Genomic DNA, 19,436 nt, shown 5'->3' with positions numbered 1-19,436 from the left:
GTTTCGTGGGTGATGATGCGGCCCGATCCGGAGCAAGCTTTCCGCCAGACCGGCTGGCCGGGTCTCAGGGCAAGGCTGTTTCATCTGTACTTCGTGCTGCGGCGGCCGATGACGCTTGGGGTGCGTGGCTTGATCCACGATCGCACGTCCAGTTCCGTCTTCCTCATTCGCCATACCTATGTACCGGGCTGGCAGCTTCCCGGCGGGGGCGTCGAGCTGGGCGAGACGATGATCGAGGCGTTGGCGCGCGAGCTCTCCGAGGAGGGCAATATTGCATTGACCGCGCCGCCGGTGCTGAAATCGATGCATTTCAACCGTCGGGCCAGCCGCCGCGACCATGTCGGCCTCTATTTGGTCGAGCAGTTCAATCAGACGGCGCCGAAGCTGCCGGACCGCGAGATCGCCGCAGCCGGCTTCTTTCCGCTCGACCGCCTGCCGGAAGCAACGACGCCGGCCACGTTGCGGCGGATTGCCGAGATTTTCAGCGGCGCGGCGGCATCGCCCTTCTGGTAGATCACGCTGCCTTCCTGAACCGCGCCCGATCATGCGGCGCCGCGTAGTCCAGTTCCGGCCCGACCGGCACGATGTGCGTCGGGTTGATCGTTGCGTGGCTGCCGTAATAGTGCGCCTTGATGTGGTGCAGGCTCACCGTGCCGGCGACGCCCGGGACCTGGTAGAGGTCGCGCAGATAGTTCGACAGGTTCGGATAGTCGGCGATGCGGCGCAGGTTGCACTTGAAATGGCCGACATAGACCGGGTCGAAGCGGACCAGCGTGGTGAACAGCCGCCAATCGGCCTCGGTGATGCGGTCACCGACGAGATAACGCTGGCGAGATAGGCGATCCTCGAGCTGGTCGAGCGCCGCGAACAGTTCACCAAACGCTTTCTCATAGGCCGCTTGCGTGGTGGCGAAGCCGGCGCGATAGACACCGTTGTTGACCGATGGATAGACCAGAGCGTTGACCGCGTCGATTTCGCCGCGCAGTGCTTTCGGATAAAAATCGAGGCTGGCATCGCCCCATTTGTCGAAGGCTGAATTGAGCATCCGAATGATCTCGGAGGACTCGTTGCAGACGATTGTCTGTTCTCGCCTGTCCCACAGAACCGGCACCGTCACGCGGCCGGAATAGGCGGGATCGGTCTTGGTGTAGATCTGATGCAGGAAGTCGAGGCCGTAGAGCGTATCGCCGGTGGCGCCGTCCTCGGCCACGAAGGTCCAGCCGTTGGCGCCCATGAAATGATGGACGACCGAGACGGAAATCACGTCCTCGAGCTTTTTCAGTGCCCGAAAGATCAGCGTCCGGTGCGCCCAGGGACAGGCAAGCGAGACATAGAGATGGTAGCGGCCCGGCTCGGCCTTGAAGCCGCGCGTGCGGCCTTCGGCGGGCCTGCCGTCAACCGTGACCCAGTCGCGCCATCGCGACTGCGCCCGCACGAATTCGCCGTCGCTCGCCTTGGTGTCGTACCCGCTGTCCTGCCATTTGCCGTCGACCAGCAATCCCATGTGATGTCCTTTCCTCTTCGTAGGGATGTAGGCACAAACCGACGATGCGGAAATCGCCAGGCGTTGAACAGTTCGTCAATCGCCCGGTGCGGCAGACGAATGACGGCAAACGAAGGCGGCAAACGAATGGCGGCAGCAAACGGCCGATTGCAGTGGCTGAAGATTGGTGCTAGCGGAAAATCCCGATGCTTGACTTTGCCTTGATCCGGTTCGACCGACGACGAAAGGGCGCCCGCGCTTGATGAAGCGCTGACTGGCGAACGCTGCCGTTTGCAGCAAACCTTTCCCCGTCTACCCGGAACGCAAAGACCATGAGCCTTGCCGACGTGAAATACCTGCCGGAAACTCCGGCGCATGACCCCGAAATCGAAACCATCAACGACGAAGCCTTCGGGCCGGGCCGTTTCGTGCTGGGCGCCTACAAGATCCGTGAGGGCGGCCCGCATGAACGCGCTCTGTCCTTCGTGGCCGTCGATGGCGATATCGTCGTCGCCTCTGTGCGCATGACGCGCATCGCGGCCGGCGCCGGCCGCGCGCGGATGCTCGGACCGCTTGCCGTGCGGCCGGCCTACAAGAATCTCGGCATTGGCCGCCGGCTGGTGGCGATCGCGCTGGAGGCCGCCGCCAAGGCCGGCATGCCGGCGGTGATGCTTGTCGGCGACGAGCCCTATTACGGCCCGCTCGGCTTCAAGAGAATCCCGCGTGGGCAAATCTCCATGCCGCGCCCGGTCCATCCTGACCGGCTGTTGTCGCATGAGATCGTGCCGGGCGCGATGGCACGGCTGGTGGGGGAGGTTTGCCACGCCGATCAGGCAAGGATTGCCGCGCAAATCGCCGCGATGGCGTGACCATCCGGATGCTGTTGCGCCATACTGTCAGGCTTCGTAGCATGTTGCCGATGGTGCATATCGCCCAAAAGTGCGCAGCGGTTTTGGGTAACGAGATGCAATAAAAACAGAGATTTAAAGCGCTTCGATTGAGTCCGTTCAGTTCGACGCGCTTTAGATGGAGGACGCCGACATGAACCCGAACGGCCAGATTGCGATCGTCACCGGTGGCGGCTCCGGCCTCGGAGAAGCGACGGCACGTGCACTGGCCGCAAAGGGCGCCGGCGTTGCCATCCTCGACCTCGGCATCGAGCGTGCGGCGAAGATCGCGGCCGATATCGGCGGCATCGCCATCCAATGCGACGTAAGCAGCGCCGACGGCGGTGCTGCTTCAGTGGCAGAAGTGGTAAAAAAGTTCGGCGAACCCCGTATCCTGGTCAATTGCGCCGGCATCGCCATCGGCATGAAGACGATCGGCAAGGACGGTCCGCACCCGCTCGACCAATACCGCAAGGTGATCGAGGTCAATTTGATCGGCACCTTCAACATGATCCGCCTCGTCGCCGACCGGGCCGCGAAGCTTGAGCCGCTGGAGGGCGGCGAGCGCGGCGTCATCGTCAACACGGCATCGGTCGCCGCCTATGACGGTCAGATCGGCCAGGCGGCCTATTCAGCCTCCAAGGGCGGCGTCGTCGGCATGACGCTGCCGGTGGCGCGCGATCTTGCCCGGTCGGGCATTCGCGTCTGCACCATCGCGCCCGGCATCTTCAAGACGCCGATGATGGCCGGCATGCCGCAAGAGGTGCAGGATACGCTCGGCGCCGCGGTGCCCTTCCCGTCCCGTCTCGGCGAGCCTTCCGAATATGCAGCCCTTGTGCTGCATATCATCGAAAACCAGATGCTCAACGGCGAGACCATCCGCCTCGATGGCGCCATCCGCATGGCGCCGAAGTAGCCGACCATGAGTGCCGAAGTCGCCCTTCAGGCGAAGACTGGCCCGCTCGCCGGCCTGACGGTGATCGAGATGGCCGGGCTTGGACCGGTGCCGCTGGCCGGCCTGATGCTGTCGGAGATGGGCGCCGAGGTGCTGCGCATCGAGCGGGCTGGGTCGAGCCAGCCGTTTCTGGCGCTACCGGACGAATACGACATCGACTGTCACGGCCGCTCCATCCTGCGGATTGACCTGAAGCGCTGGGAAGGCGCCGAACTGGTGCTGCGCCTTGCCGAAAAGGCCGACATGCTGGTCGAAGGGTTTCGTCCCGATGTCATGGAGCGGCTTGGTCTCGGGCCGGATGCGGTTCTGGCGCGCAATCCGGCCCTGATCTACGGCCGCGTGACGGGTTTCGGTCAGGACGGTCCGCTATCGGGACGTGCCGGCCACGACATCACCTACCTCGCCTATTCGGGTGTGCTGCATGCCATCGGCCAGCAAGGCGGGCGGCCGGTCCCACCGCTCAATCTTGTCGCCGACTACGGCGGCGGCGCCATGATGCTGGTCGCCGGCGCACTGGCCGCCCTGTTTGAGCGCTCGCGCTCCGGCAAGGGTCAGGTGATCGACGCCGCGATGACCGAGGGCGCTTCAATGCTGGCGACACCTGTGCACGCCCTGATGGCGGCGGGCCTGTGGAGTGACACGCGTGGCACGAACCTGCTCGATTCCGGCGCGCCCTTTTACGACACCTATGAGACCGCGGACGCACGGCACGTCGCTGTCGGCTGCCTTGAGCCCCGGTTCTTCGCCGAATTCGCAAGACTGCTGCCGCTCGACCAGATTTTTGTACGCGGCCAATACGACAGGTATTTGTGGCCGCAGATGCGGGCCGCCATTGTCGATCGGGTCGGGCAAAAGTCACGGGACGACTGGGACCGTCTCTTTGCTGCGACCGATGCTTGCGTCGCACCGGTCTTGTCGCTGCGGGAAGCCAGGGATCATCCGCACAATCGCGCTCGCAACGCCTTCTTGAAGTCGGGTGCGCTTGAGCGCCCCGCCCCAGCGCCGCGCTTTTCGCGCTCCCGGCCGACGCTTGCCGCCATGCCGGCCGATCACGATTGTCAGGCGGCGACGGTGCTGGCACGCTTCGGTCTTTCGGAAAGCGAGACTGAGGCCCTTTTCAAATCTGGGGCCCTTGTCAAATCCCGTGTGATAGGTTGATAACTGGAGAGCAAAGATCAGCTTAGGACGGTGTGGATTTGAACGATCGGAAGAAGGACGTGATCCGCGAGACCGACGCCGAAGCGATCAGGCTGGCGAAGACGCTGATCCGCAGTGCCCGTTTCGGCGCGCTGGCGGTGATCGAGCCCGGCACCGGTTCGCCGCTGGCCAGCAGGGTTGGTGTCGCCACCGATATCGACGGCACGCCGCTGATCCTTGTATCGATGTTGTCCGCCCATACCGGCGCGATCCTTGCCGACCCGCGCTGTTCGCTGCTTGTCGGCGAGCCCGGCAGGGGCGACCCGCTGGCGCACCCACGGTTGACGCTCGTCAGTCGGGCGGCACGGCTTGAGCGTGGATCCGACGAGCACGCCGGCGCCGAACGGCGCTATCTCAACCGCAACCCCAAGGCGAAGCTCTATGCCGGCCTTGGCGACTTCTCGATCTTCCGCCTGGAGCTGGAGCGCGCCAGTCTCAACGGCGGCTTTGGCAAGGCCTACCTGCTCGAACGCGCCGATCTGGTCACGACCGCGCCGATCGTCGAAGAGCTTGCCGCTGGCGAACAATCCGCCCTCGACCATATGAATGCCGACCATAGCGACGCAATTGCCGTCTACGCGCGCCACTTCGCCAAGGCGGCGGGCGACGGCTGGGTCGTCACCGGCTTTGACGCCGAAGGCATGGACCTGGCATTGGGCGACGATATCTGCCGGGTGTTCTTTCCCGAGCCATTGAGGACGGCGCGCGAGCTCAGGCATGTTCTGGTCGACATGGCAAAAACCGGCCGAGTGGCGGATTAAACACAGTCCGACAGTTAATCGCGCCGGGTCGAAAGCAAGTCTTGAGGTTTGAGCTAGATGTTCTACGCTTTCCCGGTCGCGTTGAATCGCCAGCGCAAATTCGCAAGTGAGCCTATGGAATCAGACGCTATTGCCCCCATAGCGCCGGAGGAGCAGGAAGGTATGGGGGATCGATGGTCTCGAAAAAGCTAATCGCCAATGCCGAATCAGCGGCCTCGTTTCTGACGCTGATGGGCAACGAGAAACGACTGTTGATCATGATCCACCTGGCCGAAGGTGAAATGTCCGTCGGCGCTATCGCCGAAAAGGTTCTGCTCAGCCAATCCGCCCTGTCACAGCATCTGGCCAAACTGCGGGCGCTCGATCTCGTCGAGACCCGGCGCGACCGGCAGATGATCTACTATTCCTGCAAATCCGATGCCGTGCGCGAACTTCTCACCACGCTGGACGGGGTTTTCGGCGAGGGTGAGCTATCGCAGATGGCATACCGCTCGCGTCGCTCCGGGACTTGACCGGCCAATGCATGTCGCCCAAAGCCGGCACATGCATAAGATAAGAACTGGTCCGAGCGCCCCTTGCCTCGCTGACGACTCCTAATGCATGTCGCGCAAAAGCATGCCCGTGCAGCGGTTTTGCGATAGCGACATGCATAAACAACAACCTAAAGCGCGTCGCGAGAGGTCGGTTGAGGTCGGTCGAACGCGACGCGCTTTTGAGCGACTTGCGTCCACTTGGACGCAGAAGGTACGCTCTGACACTTTGGATCCACGCGTCGTGCTGTCGCAAAACCCACCACGATCGGGCCGATGCGGGTCAGTTGAGGCAAGCATGCGCAGCATTCGTATCGACGACCCGCAAGACCCGCGCGTCGCCGCCTATCTCGACATTCGCGGCGCGATCTTGCCGGCCGGCAGGGTCGTTTCGTTGCCGAAGGCAAGGTGGTGCTCGAAATGTTGCTCGCGGCCAAACGCTTTGCCGCCGAATCGGTGCTGGTGCTCGAAAACCGGCTGGCAGGCCTCGACGCAACCCTGCGCAAGGCGCCCGCGGACCTTCCGGTCTACGTGGCGGCCAGCGAGGTCATGGACAGGATTGCCGGCTTTCACATGCATCGCGGCATATTGGCGATCGGCCGCAAGGGCGAGGCGCAGCCTGCAGAGGCCTTGCTGGATGCCCTGCCCGCCCGCGCGTTGATCGTCGTGCTGGTCGGCATCGCCAACCATGACAATATGGGCTCGATCTTTCGCAACGCCGCCGCCTTCGGCGCCGATGCCGTGTTTCTGGACGCGACCTGCTGCGATCCCCTGTACCGCAAGGCGATCCGCGTTTCGGTCGGCGCCGCGCTGAAAGTTCCTTTTGCCTCCTTCGCTGAGACCGTCGGCTTTACCGCGGCGCTCGATCGGCTGGGCTTCGGCCAATTCGCATTGTCGCCGCGCGGACAAACCGACATCCGCGATGCGAAAAGGACCGAACGGCTGGCACTCTATCTCGGCACTGAAGGCGAAGGCCTGCCCGAGATGCTGCTCGCCCGCCTGCGGGACAGTGCGGATCGATATGACAGAAGGCTTCGACAGCCTGAATGTCGCCGCCGCGTCAGCCATCGCCTTGCATCATTTCTCGGCAAGCAGGACCTGAGCCGCAGAAGTCAGCATCACTGCCTTGGCTCAATGCCCCGATTCGGCCTGCTGCAGCGCCCGCACGCGATCGGCAAGGCTGCGTTCACCGCTTCCTGGTGGGTTGGGTGCCGCAAGAACCTTTGCGATCGGCGATTCCGGCCCGTCGAGCTTCGCCGTCAGGGCTACGACCTGCGCCGCCAGGTCGCTCATCTGCTCGCGCAACGCAGCGCTGGCGCCTTCGGATCTGGATGCCGCGTCGGCGGCAAGATCCGTTTTCAGCCGCTTGTTCTCGCTGGCCAGTGCCGTCAATCTCGCCTCCAACTGCTCCCGGTCGCTGTCGAGCCTGGCGATAGCGTTTTCCATATCGCCCTTGACGGCCACATCGGCCTGACTGCCTTGCGCTCCGACGAGACGCACCGCCGCCGACGCATTTTCCACGCTTTCGCTTTTCAGCTTTTCGCGAAGCCGCGCGATTTCCTTTTCGCGGCGTTCAAGCTTGTCCTCTCGATCGGCAAGCGTGGCGAGCAGGCGCTCGATCTTCTTGTCCAGTTCGCCGGTCCTTCTCTTCTCGGCTTTCAACGCGTCTCGCGCGGCCTTGCTCTCGGCCGCGATCTCCTGTTGGCGCCTGTCCGCCTCCTTGCGCTGACCGCGCAGCACTGAAATATCATCGGCCAGCTTTTGCAATTCGGATTCGCGCGCCACAAGTTCGATCTGACGGCTGCTGGAAGAAAAGCTGGCGTCGTCATACATGTGCTCCAGTTTTTTCAGCTCGAGCACACGCTTTTCCAGGGCATCCTCGGTTTGAGCAAGCCGATCCGACAAAAGCTGCAACTGGTCTTTGCGCTGCCGAAGGTCTTCGCCCTTGACCTCGAGCGCGGAAAGGGCCTGTTCCTTGTCCTTCCTCTCGAGCGCCAGTTCCTTCAGTGCTTCGCGGCCACGGCCGATCTCGACAAGCTGTTCGGCCGATTTCTCGCGCAACGCCTTGACGCTCATCTCAAGCCGACGTGTCGCCATGGCGAACTCGGCGCGGATGCGATCCTTCTCCGCCTGGATCTCGGCCAGCGTCAGCGGCATCGAGCCCTCGATGCGTTTACGCGTCAGCATCACGGCCCGCCGCCAGATGGCCGGGGCAATCATCAGCGCCAGAAAGCCGGCGCAGAGAAAGCCGAGGACAAAGAACAGGACCGACTGAACCAAGGTGACTATCCGTTATGAACGGCAAACAACCGTAAGGGACTGTGCCACGTTCGCATGACGGAATTCCAGTGCCGCGGCAAGGGTCTGCCGCAGCATTGTTCAGACCGTCGATCCTGGAAACAATCGCGGTGACGAGGCAACCGCTTGCTCAGAATGGATTCCAGGTGGCGCGCTGGGTAAGCTTGAGGTAGCCGAGATTGACGCCAAGCCGGGCGCCGACGCCGGTACGGATCGGCACCAGCAGCACATTGTTGTTCTTCATCACGTTGAAGCCGACGCCAGCCACGAGGTAGGCGGAGCCGGCAAGGCCGCCGAAACGATTGTAGAGGCTGTTCACATCGTCGAGATTATAGACCAGCATCATCACCCGCGAGCCCTCGCCGCCAAAATCCCAGCCGAGAGACGGGCCCTGCCAGAACACTTTGTGATCGCCGGCATTCTTGGTGTAGAGTGTGCCTTCACCATAGGTCAGGCCACCGATCAGGGCGCCCGAGCCCTCCTCGCCAAGCAAATAGCCATTGGGCAGGCCATAGGAGGAGAAAATCTTCTCCACGACGGTGGCGAGCCCGCCCGACGTCGCACCGAAGAATTTATGACCGGAATCGACGATCTCCTGAGCGGTGTACTCCTGGGCCCGCGAAGGCGAGGTTGAAAAGACGACAAGGCCCATGAGAGCGATCGCCATCGAGAAGACACGGAGAAAACTCCGGTCTGTGAAGACACGGAAAAAACTCCGGTCGTAGTATCGGGAAAACATGCTTCCAATCTCCGTCAGGGAGCACTTTCGCCGACGCCTCGCATCCGTGCGGCTCTTTGGCGGCCGTTAAGGATGACTGTTAAGGACAAACTATGCCGTAATCCTTTTTCAACCATTAAGCTTTCACATGAGATGGCGGTTAGTAGGCTGGTTTCGCGCTGATTTCGCGTCGGCCCGCAGTATCCGCACCCTGCGTGAACACACCATTTTCGATAACGACAATTCCGGATTTGTTGCTGCACGCTCAGGCGCTGTGTATTCAGTAGGCCTTGGGAGAGCGAGCGTGATTCGTGTGGGCAGGCGTGATCATTGATCGCCCGGCCATTTCCAGTGAAATTTGCAGGGACTTTCGCCGATGGCCGAGCTTTTCACCCTTTCCGCACCCGATCTCGCCGCGCTTTTGTGCAGCCGGGTCTGCCACGACATCATTTCGCCGGTCGGCGCCATAAACAACGGGCTTGAGCTGCTCGACGAAGGCGGCGCCGACGAAGACGCCATGAGATTGATTCGCCAGAGCGCCAGAAACGCTTCGGCCCGCCTGCAATTCGCCCGCATCGCCTTCGGCGCAGCCGGTTCTGCCGGCATGATGATCGACACCGGCGATGCCGAGGCCGTTGCGATCGCCTTCTTGAAGAACGAGAAGCCGGAACTGATCTGGAATGGAACCCGTGCGCTGCTGCCCAAGAACAAGGTAAAGCTGCTGCTCAACCTCATTCTCGTCGCCAACGCTGCCATTCCGCGTGGCGGCAAGCTTACGGTCACGCTTGAAAACCTCGACACGGAACCACGCTTTGCGCTCGCCGCGAGCGGTCCGATGCTGCGCGTGCCGCCCAAATTCCTGGAGCTCCATTCCGGCAACAAGCCTGAAGAACCGATCGACGCGCATTCGGTGCAGCCCTACTACACACTGCTTTTGGCGCGCGAGGCGAACATGACAATATCGATCCACGCGACCGCAGAAGAAATCGTTCTCTCGGCTGCTTGAAGTTACTAAGAAATGATTGAAAAGAACAGATAAGAGTTTTTAGACAATATTTACTGCGCCCTCACGGTGGAATGAAATGAGCCATCCAGGCTAGTTCGGCCGAAGCATCGGTCAAGAAGTTTCCGTAAAAGCTGTTCTTGCAAAAATTTTACCTATCGGCTTTTCAGCTTCTTTACCGGATTGATCCTACGGTGCCTACCAGACCGCGACGCTGCCGGATTGCCGCATGGCAAAGAGGGCTCGAAAAATGAAACGCTGCATGTTCATCGACGATTCGAGCGTCATCAGGAGGGTTGCAAAGCGCATCCTGGGTGGTTCCGACATGCTGGTCATCGAAGCTGCCAGCGGGCTTGATGCGGTTGAGATGTGCACTGCCGACATGCCGGATATCATCATTGTCGACGGCGCCTTGCCGGACATGCAGGCCGAGGACGTCATTCGCCGCGTACGCGCCATGGAAAGTCCGATACAACCCCAGATCCTGATTTTGCTGGTTGAGGTCGACGTCGCTTCGATCATGCGGGCAAAGCGCGCCGGCGCCCAAGGCTATCTGCTGAAGCCGTTCACTCGGCCGCAACTTCTCGAGCGCTTCCGCACCTTGAGATTTGCCGGCTGATTCGCCGCCGCTGGCGCATGGCCGCGGAAATCGGCTCTCCAATATCTGCGACATAAAAACGCAAAATCCGGCCGAAGCCGGATTTTTGTCGGAAAAATCGATCGGATCGGCGTCGTCAGCTCAGGCGCTGACGCGGATATCTTCCGGCTCGCGCAGCACATAGCCGCGACCCCAAACCGTCTCGATGTAGTTCTGGCCGCCGGAAGCAGCGTCGAGCTTCTTGCGCAGCTTGCAGATAAACACGTCGATGATCTTCAGTTCCGGTTCGTCCATGCCGCCGTAAAGGTGGTTGAGGAACATTTCCTTCGTGAGCGTGGTGCCCTTGCGCAGCGAGAGCAGCTCCAGCATCTGGTATTCCTTGCCGGTCAGATGCACGCGCTGGCCACCAACCTCGACGGTCTTGGCATCAAGGTTGACCACCAGGTCGCCGGTGGTGATGACCGACTGGGCATGGCCCTTGGAACGCCGCACAATGGCGTGGATGCGGGCGACCAGTTCGTCCTTGTGGAACGGCTTGGTCATATAGTCGTCTGCGCCGAAGCCGAGGCCACGTACCTTGTCCTCGATGCCGGCCATGCCGGAGAGGATAAGGATCGGCGTCTTCACTTTGGAGAGGCGAAGTGTTCTCAAGACCTCGTATCCCGACATATCGGGGAGATTGAGATCGAGAAGGATGATGTCGTAGTCGTAGAGCTTACCTAGATCGACCCCTTCTTCGCCAAGATCGGTCGTATAGACATTGAAACTTTCCGATTTCAGCATCAGCTCGATGCTCTGTGCGGTCGCACTGTCATCTTCTATCAGCAGAACACGCATTTCATTCCCCTTTTCTGCTGCCGGACCATTTCACGACCCGTCCAGGACCGGAGCAGTGATTGCCTGAGCAGAGGCTGCCATCGAATGGTTAACAAAACCTAATTCCGTGCCGTTGACGGTACCAGATTTTTTAACCCCTTTCTACACCTTATTGAATCTAATAGCGAATCTCAGAACAAAACCGCTAATGCAAAACATTAATAGGCCAGACTAAGTGACTCCAGGGACTCGCTAGCCGTGCTTCCGCATCGGGGCCGGAATTTTTACCCGGCCTTAAGTCCTGAGCCGTATGATTAACAATGCCCGTAAACGAATGGTTACCGCCGGCAAAAAACTTTAGGAATTTGTTTCCCATAGTTCTGGTAAAGTCGGTGGAAGCGGGTCGAAGCCTGAGTTTGCCAGGCGGATTAGACGATATGTGCAGGTGTGCGTTTCCAGGAGTACCGAATCATGAAGTCACGTGAAAACCTCGTTCGGCTGAAGCAGTTTCAGGTGAACGAGAAGCGGCGGCAGTTGCTGCAACTCGACATGATGATCGCCGAATTCGAGCGCATGGCTGTCGAACTCGAACTCCAGATCACTGCCGAAGAAAAGAAAGCCGGCATCACCGACATCAACCATTTTGCCTATCCGACCTTCGCCAAGGCAGCACGCTTGCGCCGCGACAATCTCAGAAATTCGCAAAGCGACCTCGCCCAGCAGCGTAGCGTTGCCGAATCACTGCTCGGCGAAGCCGAAGCGGAGCTTTCCAAAGCAGAAATGCTCGAATCGCGCGACACCAAGATCCGCGACGCCGAGACCGGCGGCCGCAGCGCCATGATCGGCTGAAAACAAGGCTTTAAGGCCGGTCAGCGCCCAGCGATGGGGGCGTTGCTCATCTCGAATGTCGCCGCTCATTGGTCGAGCAACTGCCAGTTTCAGGCCTACGCTGCAAAAATCTCTTTCACGTTCCGCGATCGCCCGCACCTGGGCATCCTGATGTCGGGCGCAGGCGATTCCGGCCAGAACCTATCTGACTGAGCAGCCCACCGGTTCTGGCAGAGTTCGGCTCGGGGCCGACCGCGCAGGCTTGTGGAACGCGGCAAGGTCGACGCGAAAATGCTTGCTCCAAGAAGCAGGCGCTGCTCATGCCTTTTGCCTGCCCGATCGGCAGGTGGTGCTGACCGTCTGAAGCAGAGAAACCGTTGCGGCAAAGCAAAAGGGCGCGGATTGTCGCGCCTTTTTGACTTCCTTGAACCAGCCCTAATGCCGATACTGCTGGATGCGCGTCGTGCGCAGGCCGGCAAGGCCATATTCATCGATCGACGCCTGCCAGGACAGGAATTCCTCGGTGGTCAGCTTGTAGCGCTGGCATGCCTCCTCGAGGCTCAAAAGCCCGCCGCGCACCGCCGCCACCACTTCGGCCTTGCGCCGGATAACCCAGCGACGTGTGTTCGTCGGCGGCAGATCGGCAATCGTAAGGGGGCTGCCGTCAGGCCCGATAACATATTTGACGCGCGGTCTAACAAGATCGGTCATCGTACTCTCTACTAAAAACTCAAAGACCCAATCCCCACCACATTACCGCCACAGCTTTAAAATTTGCCTAAGCGATCCCTAATAGCTAGGTAAGGATCATGAACGCCGCGTTAGTCTTTTCGTCGGCATTTGAGGCATCTGCCCAGCAAGCGCCCGAATCCGTTCAAAAAAATCGGCCGGTTCGCGAAGCTGGCGCACCCGGAAAGCTTGACCTATATTCCGGCCATTGGCATTCAGCGCCGTCATCCAGGCGCCGTGCAGAACGAAAGAACCATGAACAGCCTCGACCTTCCCGGACGCCCCGAAGAGACCCGCATCGTTGTCGCCATGTCGGGCGGCGTCGATTCGTCGGTCGTTGCCGGCCTTTTGAAGCATGAAGGCTATGATGTCGTCGGCGTCACGCTGCAGCTCTACGACCATGGCGCGGCAACGCACCGGGCCGGCTCGTGCTGCGCCGGCCAGGACATCGACGATGCCCGCCGCGTCTCCGAGACGCTCGGCATTCCGCATTATGTGCTCAATTACGAGGAGCGCTTCCGCAAGGCGGTAATCGACCCCTTCGCCGAGAGCTATGTGGCCGGCGAAACGCCGATCCCTTGCGTTTCCTGCAACCAGACGGTGAAATTCGCCGACCTCCTGGCGACCGCCAAGGAACTCGGCGCCGAGGCGCTGGCCACCGGCCATTACATCCGCTCCGGCGCCAACGGCGCCCATCGCGCGCTGTACCGGCCGGTCGACGCGGATCGCGACCAGAGCTATTTCCTGTTCGCCACCACACAGGCGCAGATCGACTACCTCCGCTTTCCGCTCGGCGGCCTGTCGAAGCCGCAGGTTCGCGCCATCGCCGAGGAAATGGGCCTGACGGTCGCTGCCAAGCAGGACAGCCAGGACATCTGCTTCGTGCCGCAGGGCAAGTACTCCGATATCATCGCCAAGCTGAAGCCGACTGCTGCCAATCCGGGCGACATCGTCCATATCGACGGCCGCGTGCTCGGCCGCCATGAAGGTATTTTGCGCTACACGATCGGTCAGCGCCGCGGCATCGGCATTGCCTCGGGCGAGCCGCTCTACGTCGTCCATCTGGACGCCGACCGGGCCCGCGTCGTCGTTGGCCCGCGCGAGGCGCTGGAAACCCACAAGATCTATTTGCGCGACATGAACTGGCTGGGCGACGCTGCGCTGTCAGATATCCCGGCCGCCGGGCTGGAGCTTTTCGCCAAGGTCCGCTCGACACGCCCGCCACGCCCGGCTGTGCTGCGTCACAACGTCGGCATCACTTCGGTGGAACTGGTCGACGGCGAGTCCGGTATCGCGCCCGGCCAGGCCTGCGTGCTCTATTCCGACGACGGCAACCAGGCCCGCGTGTTCGGCGGCGGCTTCATCGAGCGTTCCGAACGCGGCGCCGAGGCCGAGGCGATGCTGACGCGGCTGGCGGCCCGGCCGGCGCAGATTCCCGCCGAATAGACGATAATCCCGATTCTATCGGGATGGATCAGGCTCTGATACAGCCGCACGTTCTCTCAGGAAGACGATCCGGTGTGGGCAACCGTGCCAGCGGTCAGGATACGCAGCACCCTGATGGCTTCCTCGCCGCTGGTACGCGGTTCTGCCCGCGTCTCGATGCACCGGATGAAATGCTCGAGCTCTCGCGTCAGCGGCATGCCCTCGCCCACTGCCACGTAGGACGGCTCGTTGGTGGTGAAGGCCCATTGGCCGCTGTCTTGCCACACCGCGTGGCGGTAGACGGCGAGCTTGCGCTCCCACGGCTCGACATCGTCGAACACCGCCATCGCCTTAGTGCCGACCACGGTCAGCCGCCGTTCGCGGTAGGGATTGAGCCGCGACGCGAATAGGTGGCTGCGCAGACCGTTGGGAAAGCGCATGTGCAGATGCGCGAAATCGCTGAGATTGTCGAGGAGCGCAGCCCCTTCGCCACGCACCTCGATCGGCTCCGTGCCGGTGATGGCCAGGATCATCGACAGATCGTGCGGCGCCAGATCCCATAGCGCATCGTTCTCGGTGTGGAATTTGCCGAGCCCGAGCCGGTGCGAATGGATATAGCGGACCTCGCCGAGCTCGCCATTGTCGATCAGCGCCTTCAACGTCTCGAAGGCGGGATGAAAGCGCAGCACATGACCGACCATGAAGACGCGGCCATTGTCGACCGCCGCCTTCACCGAACGCTCGGCATCGGCCACCGTCAGCGCGATCGGCTTCTCCACCAGCACGTCCTTGCCGCCCTGGACGGCGCGCACCGCCATATCGGCGTGGAACTGCGGCGGCAGCGCCATCACGATGGCGTCGATGTCGCTGCGCACAAACAGCGCCTCCGGCTCGATCGCCAGGCAATCCTGCTCACTGGCGAAACCTTCGGCGCGGGCAGGGTTGACGTCCGAGACCGCGTGCAGCGCGCCGAGCGCCTTGAGGGTGCGGATGTGGTTGCTGCCCCAGTATCCGCAACCGAGGACTGCAATGCGCGGTTTCATCATTCCAACTCTAGAATTTCGTGGCCGAGACATAGCGGCGCGCCCCGCCGAACTCAACCCGGCATTTCTGTGCCCGATTATCTGCCCGGCAAAGCTTTTCGGCCATCAGAGCTACGTGCGTGCGCCTGGACACATAAAGTACGTCTCAAGTCCGTGAACCTTGGCGAAGCGACAGGATGCCATAAAGTGTGGCGCCAGACCGGCTGCATCGACACCGGCTGCATCGATGCTTGACAGGCTTGGCGTCCCAACCTTATATCCGCCCGACCTTGGCGAACGCTTCGACATGCCCTCTGATTTGAGGCGGATTTCGGGCCTTTCGCCGCCCTGGCGGGGTAGCTCAGTTGGTTAGAGCACGGGAATCATAATCCTGGGGTCGGGGGTTCAAGTCCCTCTCCCGCTACCACTTAATTCTTCCACAATGTTCTCTGCATGGACTTCGCGGCCCCGAAACCCCGCAGAACAGCAGGCCCTTCGGCCAAAAGCTGTGGAGTCGCTGTAGTGGTGAGAGCGACTCATTTGCTCTCTGTCGGCCGATATTCTCCAAAGCTGGGGAGTGCGCCTTTTTACTCCCTAGCTTTCCCCCATTGAAATCACAGGGTTGTCCGGCTCGAAAGCTGGGGGTCGTTTGGTGCAATGCCGCTATACGGAGAACACACAAAGCAAACCAACTGGTGACCAATTGGTCACCCTGCCCGGCGATGTCTGGCTTTTGGGCAAGCACCGGCTTATCTGCGGCGACAGCACCAATGCTGAGGATGTCGAGCGGGTGCTTACCGGCGTCAAGCCGCACCTGTGCGTTTGCGACCCTCCATATGGCGTCAGCTACGATCCCTCATGGCGAGAGCGGTTCGGCGATGGAGAAGGTCTCGCCAGAGGCAAGGTGCTCAATGACGACCGCGCCGACTGGCGGGAAGCATGGGCGCTGTTTCCGGGAGATGTGATGTATGTCTGGCATGGCGCCCTTCATGCCGCCACGGTCGCTTCAAGCCTTGGGGCCACCGGCTTTGCCGTCCGCGCGCAGATCATCTGGGACAAGACCCGGCTGGTCATCGGCCGCGGCGACTACCACTGGCAGCATGAGCCGGCCTGGTATGCGGTCAGGAAGGGCAGGAAGGGCCACTGGGCGGGTGATCGCAAGCAGACCACCGTCTGGGCCATTCCGCATCGAAAGTCCGACACGGGCCACGGCACGCAAAAGCCCGTCGAATGCATGCGGCGCCCCATCGAGAACAATTCCTCGCCAGGCCAGGCTGTTTACGAGCCCTTCTGCGGCTCTGGCACCACCATCATCGCTGCCGAGATGACTGGCCGCTGCTGTCATGCCATCGAACTGAACGCAGCCTATGTCGACGTCGCGGTGCTGCGCTGGCAGGCGTTTACAGGCAGCATGGCAATCCTGGAGGGCGACGGCCAGAGCTTTGCCGAGGTAAAGCTTGAGCGGATCAGGACCAGGCCATGACCACCAAGACAGCAATCCTGCAGGCCATACGCCACAAATGTCTGGACTGCTGCGTCTATCAACCCGCCGAGGTTCGGGAGTGTCCCGTCAGCACGTGCGGTTTGTGGCTGTTCAGGTTCGGGATGGACCCCGACCCAGCCGCACCCGCGGCTTCGCCAAATCCCCCGTGTACACGGACCCTTCGGGGCAAGACATGCCTATCTCGAAGGCGAGGCAGCACATCGGAAACGGAGAGAGCTGAGATGGCCCGCCCCAGCCATCAGCCCGATGCTTTTCATCGCCGCCAGGTAGAGGCGCTGGCAGGCTATGGTGTTCCGGAGGCCGAGATTGCCGGCATGGTCGGTGTCGATCCAAAGACGCTGCGCAAGCACTATAAACACGACTGGCCTTTGGCCACACCAAGGCCAATGCCAAGGTGGCGGAGAACCTCTTCCGCAAGGCAACGGGCGAAGGTCGTGAAGCGGTCATCGCCGCGATCTTCTGGCTCAAGGCACGCGGCCGCTGGAAGGAGACCTCGGTCATACGAGCACTCAGGCCTGGACGGCAAGCCGATCGAGCAGGTGCATGAGATCCGCCGCATCATCCTTCGCGCTCCGGATCCTGCAAGCTTGGGCAAGTCTCCTGCCCGCACGCCGCCAGCGAACAATCTCGTCACCTTCTGGGACGCGGACCGGGCCAAATGAACCCCGATATCGAAGCTCCTCTGGAAAACCGGCCACTGAACTCCCGGGTGGAGGCGCTGGCCGGCTTCGGGCTTAGCACGGCCGACATCGCCTGCGTGCTCGCCACAGACGAGCAGGACCTCAAGGCGACCTACGCCCATGAACTCGAGAGCGGCGCCATCAAGGCCAACGCACGGGTTGCTGAAAGCCTTTACCGCAGAGCGACCGGTGAAGGTCGCCGTCACCGCAGCAATTTTCTGGCTGAAGACCAAGGCGCGCTGGAAGGAGACCTCCATCCATGAGCTAGAAGGAAAACTGGACACATCAGTGACCTTCGTTACCACCTATGAAGACAGCAAGCTTCTGTAGGGCGGCATTGCCGACAGTAGCGATCTGTCATTCCGACTGTCGTTTTGATTTCGAGTTCGACCCAAGCCCGAAATCAAAATCAACCGAAATCACGACACTAGCGCTGGTCCAGCTTCTCCGCAGTCTCCCGCTGCTTCGATTCGATCTCGTCCAGCACTGCTTCTGGCGCGATGTCCCTCTTAATCTCGCCAACTTCTATATCGCTTACGGCTGGTTTTACATTCAACCGATCCGCTATCGAATCGACAAGCCCAATAAGCTTTGTGAGTTCGTGCTCCGTCAGCAGGCTCACCTGAAGGTCCAGATCTGCCCGCTTGTCTGCGGCAGCTGACATCCGGTTTTGGCTGATCAGTACAAAGGTCGAGAGGAATATGGCCTCGACGGAAGCTACCATAGCCAATATCACGAATGTCGGATCAAATGGCGGAGTGATCGGTATCCAGCCCAAGTTCGAGACGATCCAGCCGCCATACACGGCCAAGTGAAGGTACACGAAACGCATACTGCCCGTAAAAGAGGTAATCGCCTCAGCGATTTTCTCTTCCAAAGTTGCCTCGCTTGCTTCCTTCGCCCGGCGCTCCTCAATCGCTTGGATATTGCGTTTCAGTGCTTGGCTGAGTTCATGCGGAGGTGGCGGAGGCAACGTTGGAGAATCCATGGAACACCCGTTGGATAGCTATCGGTCCTGCCACTCTGGGCAACGTACAAAATCACGGTTATTCGACTTTGTTCCCGACTAGAGCCGCTTCACCTCGCGGATCTTAGGGCGAACAGCCCCGCTCCGCAGATCAAAACTGCGCCGAGAACGGTGGTGATCTTCGGCACCTCGTCGAAAAACAGCAGCCCCCAAAGTGGAACCCAGACGATGGCCGTGTACTCGAAGACGGCAACGTTGCCTGCTGGGGCAAGGCGATAAGCCTGGGAAAGCAATGTCATTCCGGCAGATGCGATCACACCGCAGCCGGCCATCAGCAAAGTGTCCTGGAGCGTAGGCCAGACCCATGGGCGCGTGAGGAAGGCAAGACTTGGATGATTGGCGTCTTCAAGGCCGCCCAAGCTCACAAGCGCCGCCAGCGCCGGCGCGCCGGTGAGGAAGGCCAGGTTCTGATAGAAGGTGATAACCGCGGCGACCTCGCTGTCGCCAAGCTTCCTCGCCAAGACCTGGGCCGACGAGTACAGAGCAGCAGCCAGGAGGGTCAACGCAGCTGCCCATTCGAATATAGCAAGACCCGGTTGCAGCGTTATGATGACGCCGAGCAGACCAACAATGAGCGCGATCAGGGTTGCGGTGTGAGGCCGCTCTCCGAGGAAGAGAATCCCGAGACCTGCAATGATAAGCGGGGCGACGAAAAAGAGTGCGACAGCATCGGCCAGAGGAAGCGCTGCGATCGAGAGATAATAGAAGAGGTATGCTCCAAGCGAGATTACCGCTCGGATGGCGAGCAGCCCGGCTCGCTTTGAGAAAATAGACCGTATTCTGGCGGTCGCGCCGACCAGCACCAGCAGAATGGGCAATGCGACGATTGATCGAACAGTCATCGCTTGCGTAACGGGATAGGTGTCCGAGAGGCCCTTCAGGATCACGTCCTGCAGTGAGAAGACGAGAACGCCCAGGCAGAGAAAGCCAGTGGCTGCTAGGGACTTGTTCTGCATGGGTACGTCCTAGTGAAGG

General features: G+C 61.0%; 21 protein-coding genes, 1 tRNA gene and 1 pseudogene. 15 read left to right on the top strand and 8 right to left on the bottom strand.

Annotation, left to right across the window (positions count from 1 at the left end; genetic code table 11):
- The first annotated feature begins 12 nt into the window (after positions 1–12).
- Positions 13–513, top strand: coding sequence for an NUDIX domain-containing protein (locus tag AC0L2C_RS02455; protein WP_031254497.1), 501 nt, complete (start codon positions 13–15; stop codon positions 511–513).
- Position 514: 1 nt separating this feature from the next.
- On the opposite strand, the gene AC0L2C_RS02450 is transcribed toward AC0L2C_RS02455, so the two are convergent.
- On the bottom strand, positions 515–1,504 hold the full coding sequence (locus tag AC0L2C_RS02450) for a glutathione S-transferase family protein (RefSeq protein WP_023797929.1): 990 nt from the start codon (positions 1,502–1,504) through the stop codon (positions 515–517).
- 311 nt (positions 1,505–1,815) lie between these two features.
- On the opposite strand from AC0L2C_RS02450, the gene AC0L2C_RS02445 reads away from it, so the two are divergent.
- The 6 genes and pseudogenes from AC0L2C_RS02445 to AC0L2C_RS02420 all read left to right on the top strand — a co-directional run bounded on the left by AC0L2C_RS02445 (position 1,816) and on the right by AC0L2C_RS02420 (position 6,915).
- Complete coding sequence (locus AC0L2C_RS02445; protein ID WP_473522626.1) at positions 1,816–2,352, top strand: GNAT family N-acetyltransferase; 537 nt, start codon at positions 1,816–1,818, stop codon at positions 2,350–2,352.
- A 172-nt stretch (positions 2,353–2,524) separates the two neighbouring features.
- The gene (locus AC0L2C_RS02440; RefSeq protein ID WP_023797931.1) at positions 2,525–3,286 is read left to right on the top strand and encodes a 3-hydroxyacyl-CoA dehydrogenase; all 762 of its coding nucleotides are present in this window, start codon (positions 2,525–2,527) and stop codon (positions 3,284–3,286) included.
- Positions 3,287–3,292: 6 nt separating this feature from the next.
- Positions 3,293–4,483 (top strand): CaiB/BaiF CoA transferase family protein, encoded by a 1,191-nt coding sequence (locus AC0L2C_RS02435; protein ID WP_128169354.1) that lies wholly within the window; start codon positions 3,293–3,295, stop codon positions 4,481–4,483.
- Positions 4,484–4,521: 38 nt separating this feature from the next.
- Positions 4,522–5,283, top strand: coding sequence for a HugZ family pyridoxamine 5'-phosphate oxidase (locus tag AC0L2C_RS02430; protein ID WP_473522625.1), 762 nt, complete (start codon positions 4,522–4,524; stop codon positions 5,281–5,283).
- Between the two features lie 173 nt (positions 5,284–5,456).
- Positions 5,457–5,795: an ArsR/SmtB family transcription factor gene (locus AC0L2C_RS02425; RefSeq protein ID WP_023797933.1), complete on the top strand. Its 339-nt coding sequence runs from the start codon at positions 5,457–5,459 to the stop codon at positions 5,793–5,795.
- Between the two features lie 316 nt (positions 5,796–6,111).
- Positions 6,112–6,915: pseudogene (locus AC0L2C_RS02420) on the top strand (TrmH family RNA methyltransferase).
- Between the two features lie 29 nt (positions 6,916–6,944).
- Here the strand turns inward: AC0L2C_RS02420 and AC0L2C_RS02415 are convergent.
- Together AC0L2C_RS02415 and AC0L2C_RS02410 are read right to left on the bottom strand one after the other, a co-directional pair.
- The gene (locus AC0L2C_RS02415) at positions 6,945–8,093 is read right to left on the bottom strand and encodes a coiled-coil domain-containing protein (protein WP_473522624.1); all 1,149 of its coding nucleotides are present in this window, start codon (positions 8,091–8,093) and stop codon (positions 6,945–6,947) included.
- A 148-nt stretch (positions 8,094–8,241) separates the two neighbouring features.
- The gene (locus AC0L2C_RS02410) at positions 8,242–8,850 is read right to left on the bottom strand and encodes a DUF1134 domain-containing protein (RefSeq protein ID WP_023797936.1); all 609 of its coding nucleotides are present in this window, start codon (positions 8,848–8,850) and stop codon (positions 8,242–8,244) included.
- 355 nt (positions 8,851–9,205) lie between these two features.
- Between AC0L2C_RS02410 and chpT the strand changes: the two genes are divergently transcribed.
- Together chpT and AC0L2C_RS02400 are read left to right on the top strand one after the other, a co-directional pair.
- Complete coding sequence (chpT, locus tag AC0L2C_RS02405; protein WP_287065216.1) at positions 9,206–9,835, top strand: histidine phosphotransferase ChpT; 630 nt, start codon at positions 9,206–9,208, stop codon at positions 9,833–9,835.
- Positions 9,836–10,082: 247 nt separating this feature from the next.
- Positions 10,083–10,451, top strand: a complete 369-nt coding sequence (locus tag AC0L2C_RS02400; protein WP_128248043.1) for a response regulator — start codon at positions 10,083–10,085, stop codon at positions 10,449–10,451.
- A gap of 120 nt (positions 10,452–10,571) precedes the next feature.
- On the opposite strand, the gene ctrA is transcribed toward AC0L2C_RS02400, so the two are convergent.
- Positions 10,572–11,267, bottom strand: a complete 696-nt coding sequence (gene ctrA / locus AC0L2C_RS02395) for a response regulator transcription factor CtrA (RefSeq protein ID WP_006203583.1) — start codon at positions 11,265–11,267, stop codon at positions 10,572–10,574.
- A 450-nt stretch (positions 11,268–11,717) separates the two neighbouring features.
- Between ctrA and AC0L2C_RS02390 the strand changes: the two genes are divergently transcribed.
- Positions 11,718–12,095, top strand: a complete 378-nt coding sequence (locus AC0L2C_RS02390; protein WP_029349790.1) for a flagellar export protein FliJ — start codon at positions 11,718–11,720, stop codon at positions 12,093–12,095.
- 414 nt (positions 12,096–12,509) lie between these two features.
- Here the strand turns inward: AC0L2C_RS02390 and sciP are convergent, their stop codons facing one another.
- Entirely contained in the window at positions 12,510–12,785 is a 276-nt protein-coding gene (sciP, locus tag AC0L2C_RS02385; RefSeq protein WP_006203587.1) for a CtrA inhibitor SciP, read from the bottom strand.
- Positions 12,786–13,058: 273 nt separating this feature from the next.
- Between sciP and mnmA the strand changes: the two genes are divergently transcribed.
- Positions 13,059–14,249 (top strand): tRNA 2-thiouridine(34) synthase MnmA, encoded by a 1,191-nt coding sequence (gene mnmA, locus AC0L2C_RS02380; RefSeq protein WP_473522623.1) that lies wholly within the window; start codon positions 13,059–13,061, stop codon positions 14,247–14,249.
- 56 nt (positions 14,250–14,305) lie between these two features.
- On the opposite strand, the gene AC0L2C_RS02375 is transcribed toward mnmA, so the two are convergent.
- The gene (locus AC0L2C_RS02375) at positions 14,306–15,271 is read right to left on the bottom strand and encodes a Gfo/Idh/MocA family protein (protein WP_473522784.1); all 966 of its coding nucleotides are present in this window, start codon (positions 15,269–15,271) and stop codon (positions 14,306–14,308) included.
- A gap of 329 nt (positions 15,272–15,600) precedes the next feature.
- On the opposite strand from AC0L2C_RS02375, the gene AC0L2C_RS02370 reads away from it, so the two are divergent.
- The 4 genes from AC0L2C_RS02370 to AC0L2C_RS02355 all read left to right on the top strand — a co-directional run bounded on the left by AC0L2C_RS02370 (position 15,601) and on the right by AC0L2C_RS02355 (position 17,697).
- Positions 15,601–15,677, top strand: a tRNA-Met gene (locus tag AC0L2C_RS02370).
- Between the two features lie 276 nt (positions 15,678–15,953).
- The gene (locus AC0L2C_RS02365) at positions 15,954–16,733 is read left to right on the top strand and encodes a DNA-methyltransferase (RefSeq protein ID WP_473522622.1); all 780 of its coding nucleotides are present in this window, start codon (positions 15,954–15,956) and stop codon (positions 16,731–16,733) included.
- Between the two features lie 242 nt (positions 16,734–16,975).
- Positions 16,976–17,416 (top strand): hypothetical protein, encoded by a 441-nt coding sequence (locus AC0L2C_RS02360; protein ID WP_473522621.1) that lies wholly within the window; start codon positions 16,976–16,978, stop codon positions 17,414–17,416.
- Positions 17,413–17,697, top strand: coding sequence for a hypothetical protein (locus AC0L2C_RS02355; RefSeq protein WP_473522620.1), 285 nt, complete (start codon positions 17,413–17,415; stop codon positions 17,695–17,697). The genes AC0L2C_RS02360 and AC0L2C_RS02355 overlap by 4 nt, the downstream gene beginning before the upstream one ends.
- 164 nt (positions 17,698–17,861) lie before the next feature.
- Here the strand turns inward: AC0L2C_RS02355 and AC0L2C_RS02350 are convergent, their stop codons facing one another.
- Positions 17,862–18,422, bottom strand: a complete 561-nt coding sequence (locus AC0L2C_RS02350; protein WP_287065227.1) for a DUF1003 domain-containing protein — start codon at positions 18,420–18,422, stop codon at positions 17,862–17,864.
- An 89-nt stretch (positions 18,423–18,511) separates the two neighbouring features.
- Positions 18,512–19,417, bottom strand: coding sequence for a DMT family transporter (locus tag AC0L2C_RS02345; protein ID WP_287065229.1), 906 nt, complete (start codon positions 19,415–19,417; stop codon positions 18,512–18,514).
- Positions 19,418–19,436: the final 19 nt, after the last annotated feature.

It is taken from the genome of Mesorhizobium sp. WSM4845 (assembly GCF_055811455.1).
The sequence above is the reverse complement of the archived record's forward strand: the minus strand, read 5'-3'. Positions and strand labels throughout refer to the sequence as shown.

Coding starts and splice junctions, on each gene's coding strand:
- AC0L2C_RS02455 (WP_031254497.1), top strand. CDS start 13: ATGATGCGGCCCGATCCGGAGCAAGCTTTCCGCCAGACCGGCTGGCCG.
- AC0L2C_RS02450 (WP_023797929.1), bottom strand. CDS start 1,504: ATGGGATTGCTGGTCGACGGCAAATGGCAGGACAGCGGGTACGACACC.
- AC0L2C_RS02445 (WP_473522626.1), top strand. CDS start 1,816: ATGAGCCTTGCCGACGTGAAATACCTGCCGGAAACTCCGGCGCATGAC.
- AC0L2C_RS02440 (WP_023797931.1), top strand. CDS start 2,525: ATGAACCCGAACGGCCAGATTGCGATCGTCACCGGTGGCGGCTCCGGC.
- AC0L2C_RS02435 (WP_128169354.1), top strand. CDS start 3,293: ATGAGTGCCGAAGTCGCCCTTCAGGCGAAGACTGGCCCGCTCGCCGGC.
- AC0L2C_RS02425 (WP_023797933.1), top strand. CDS start 5,457: ATGGTCTCGAAAAAGCTAATCGCCAATGCCGAATCAGCGGCCTCGTTT.
- AC0L2C_RS02410 (WP_023797936.1), bottom strand. CDS start 8,850: ATGTTTTCCCGATACTACGACCGGAGTTTTTTCCGTGTCTTCACAGAC.
- chpT (WP_287065216.1), top strand. CDS start 9,206: ATGGCCGAGCTTTTCACCCTTTCCGCACCCGATCTCGCCGCGCTTTTG.
- AC0L2C_RS02400 (WP_128248043.1), top strand. CDS start 10,083: ATGAAACGCTGCATGTTCATCGACGATTCGAGCGTCATCAGGAGGGTT.
- ctrA (WP_006203583.1), bottom strand. CDS start 11,267: ATGCGTGTTCTGCTGATAGAAGATGACAGTGCGACCGCACAGAGCATC.
- AC0L2C_RS02390 (WP_029349790.1), top strand. CDS start 11,718: ATGAAGTCACGTGAAAACCTCGTTCGGCTGAAGCAGTTTCAGGTGAAC.
- sciP (WP_006203587.1), bottom strand. CDS start 12,785: ATGACCGATCTTGTTAGACCGCGCGTCAAATATGTTATCGGGCCTGAC.
- mnmA (WP_473522623.1), top strand. CDS start 13,059: ATGAACAGCCTCGACCTTCCCGGACGCCCCGAAGAGACCCGCATCGTT.
- AC0L2C_RS02375 (WP_473522784.1), bottom strand. CDS start 15,271: ATGAAACCGCGCATTGCAGTCCTCGGTTGCGGATACTGGGGCAGCAAC.
- AC0L2C_RS02360 (WP_473522621.1), top strand. CDS start 16,976: ATGGCCCGCCCCAGCCATCAGCCCGATGCTTTTCATCGCCGCCAGGTA.
- AC0L2C_RS02355 (WP_473522620.1), top strand. CDS start 17,413: ATGAACCCCGATATCGAAGCTCCTCTGGAAAACCGGCCACTGAACTCC.
- AC0L2C_RS02350 (WP_287065227.1), bottom strand. CDS start 18,422: ATGGATTCTCCAACGTTGCCTCCGCCACCTCCGCATGAACTCAGCCAA.
- AC0L2C_RS02345 (WP_287065229.1), bottom strand. CDS start 19,417: ATGCAGAACAAGTCCCTAGCAGCCACTGGCTTTCTCTGCCTGGGCGTT.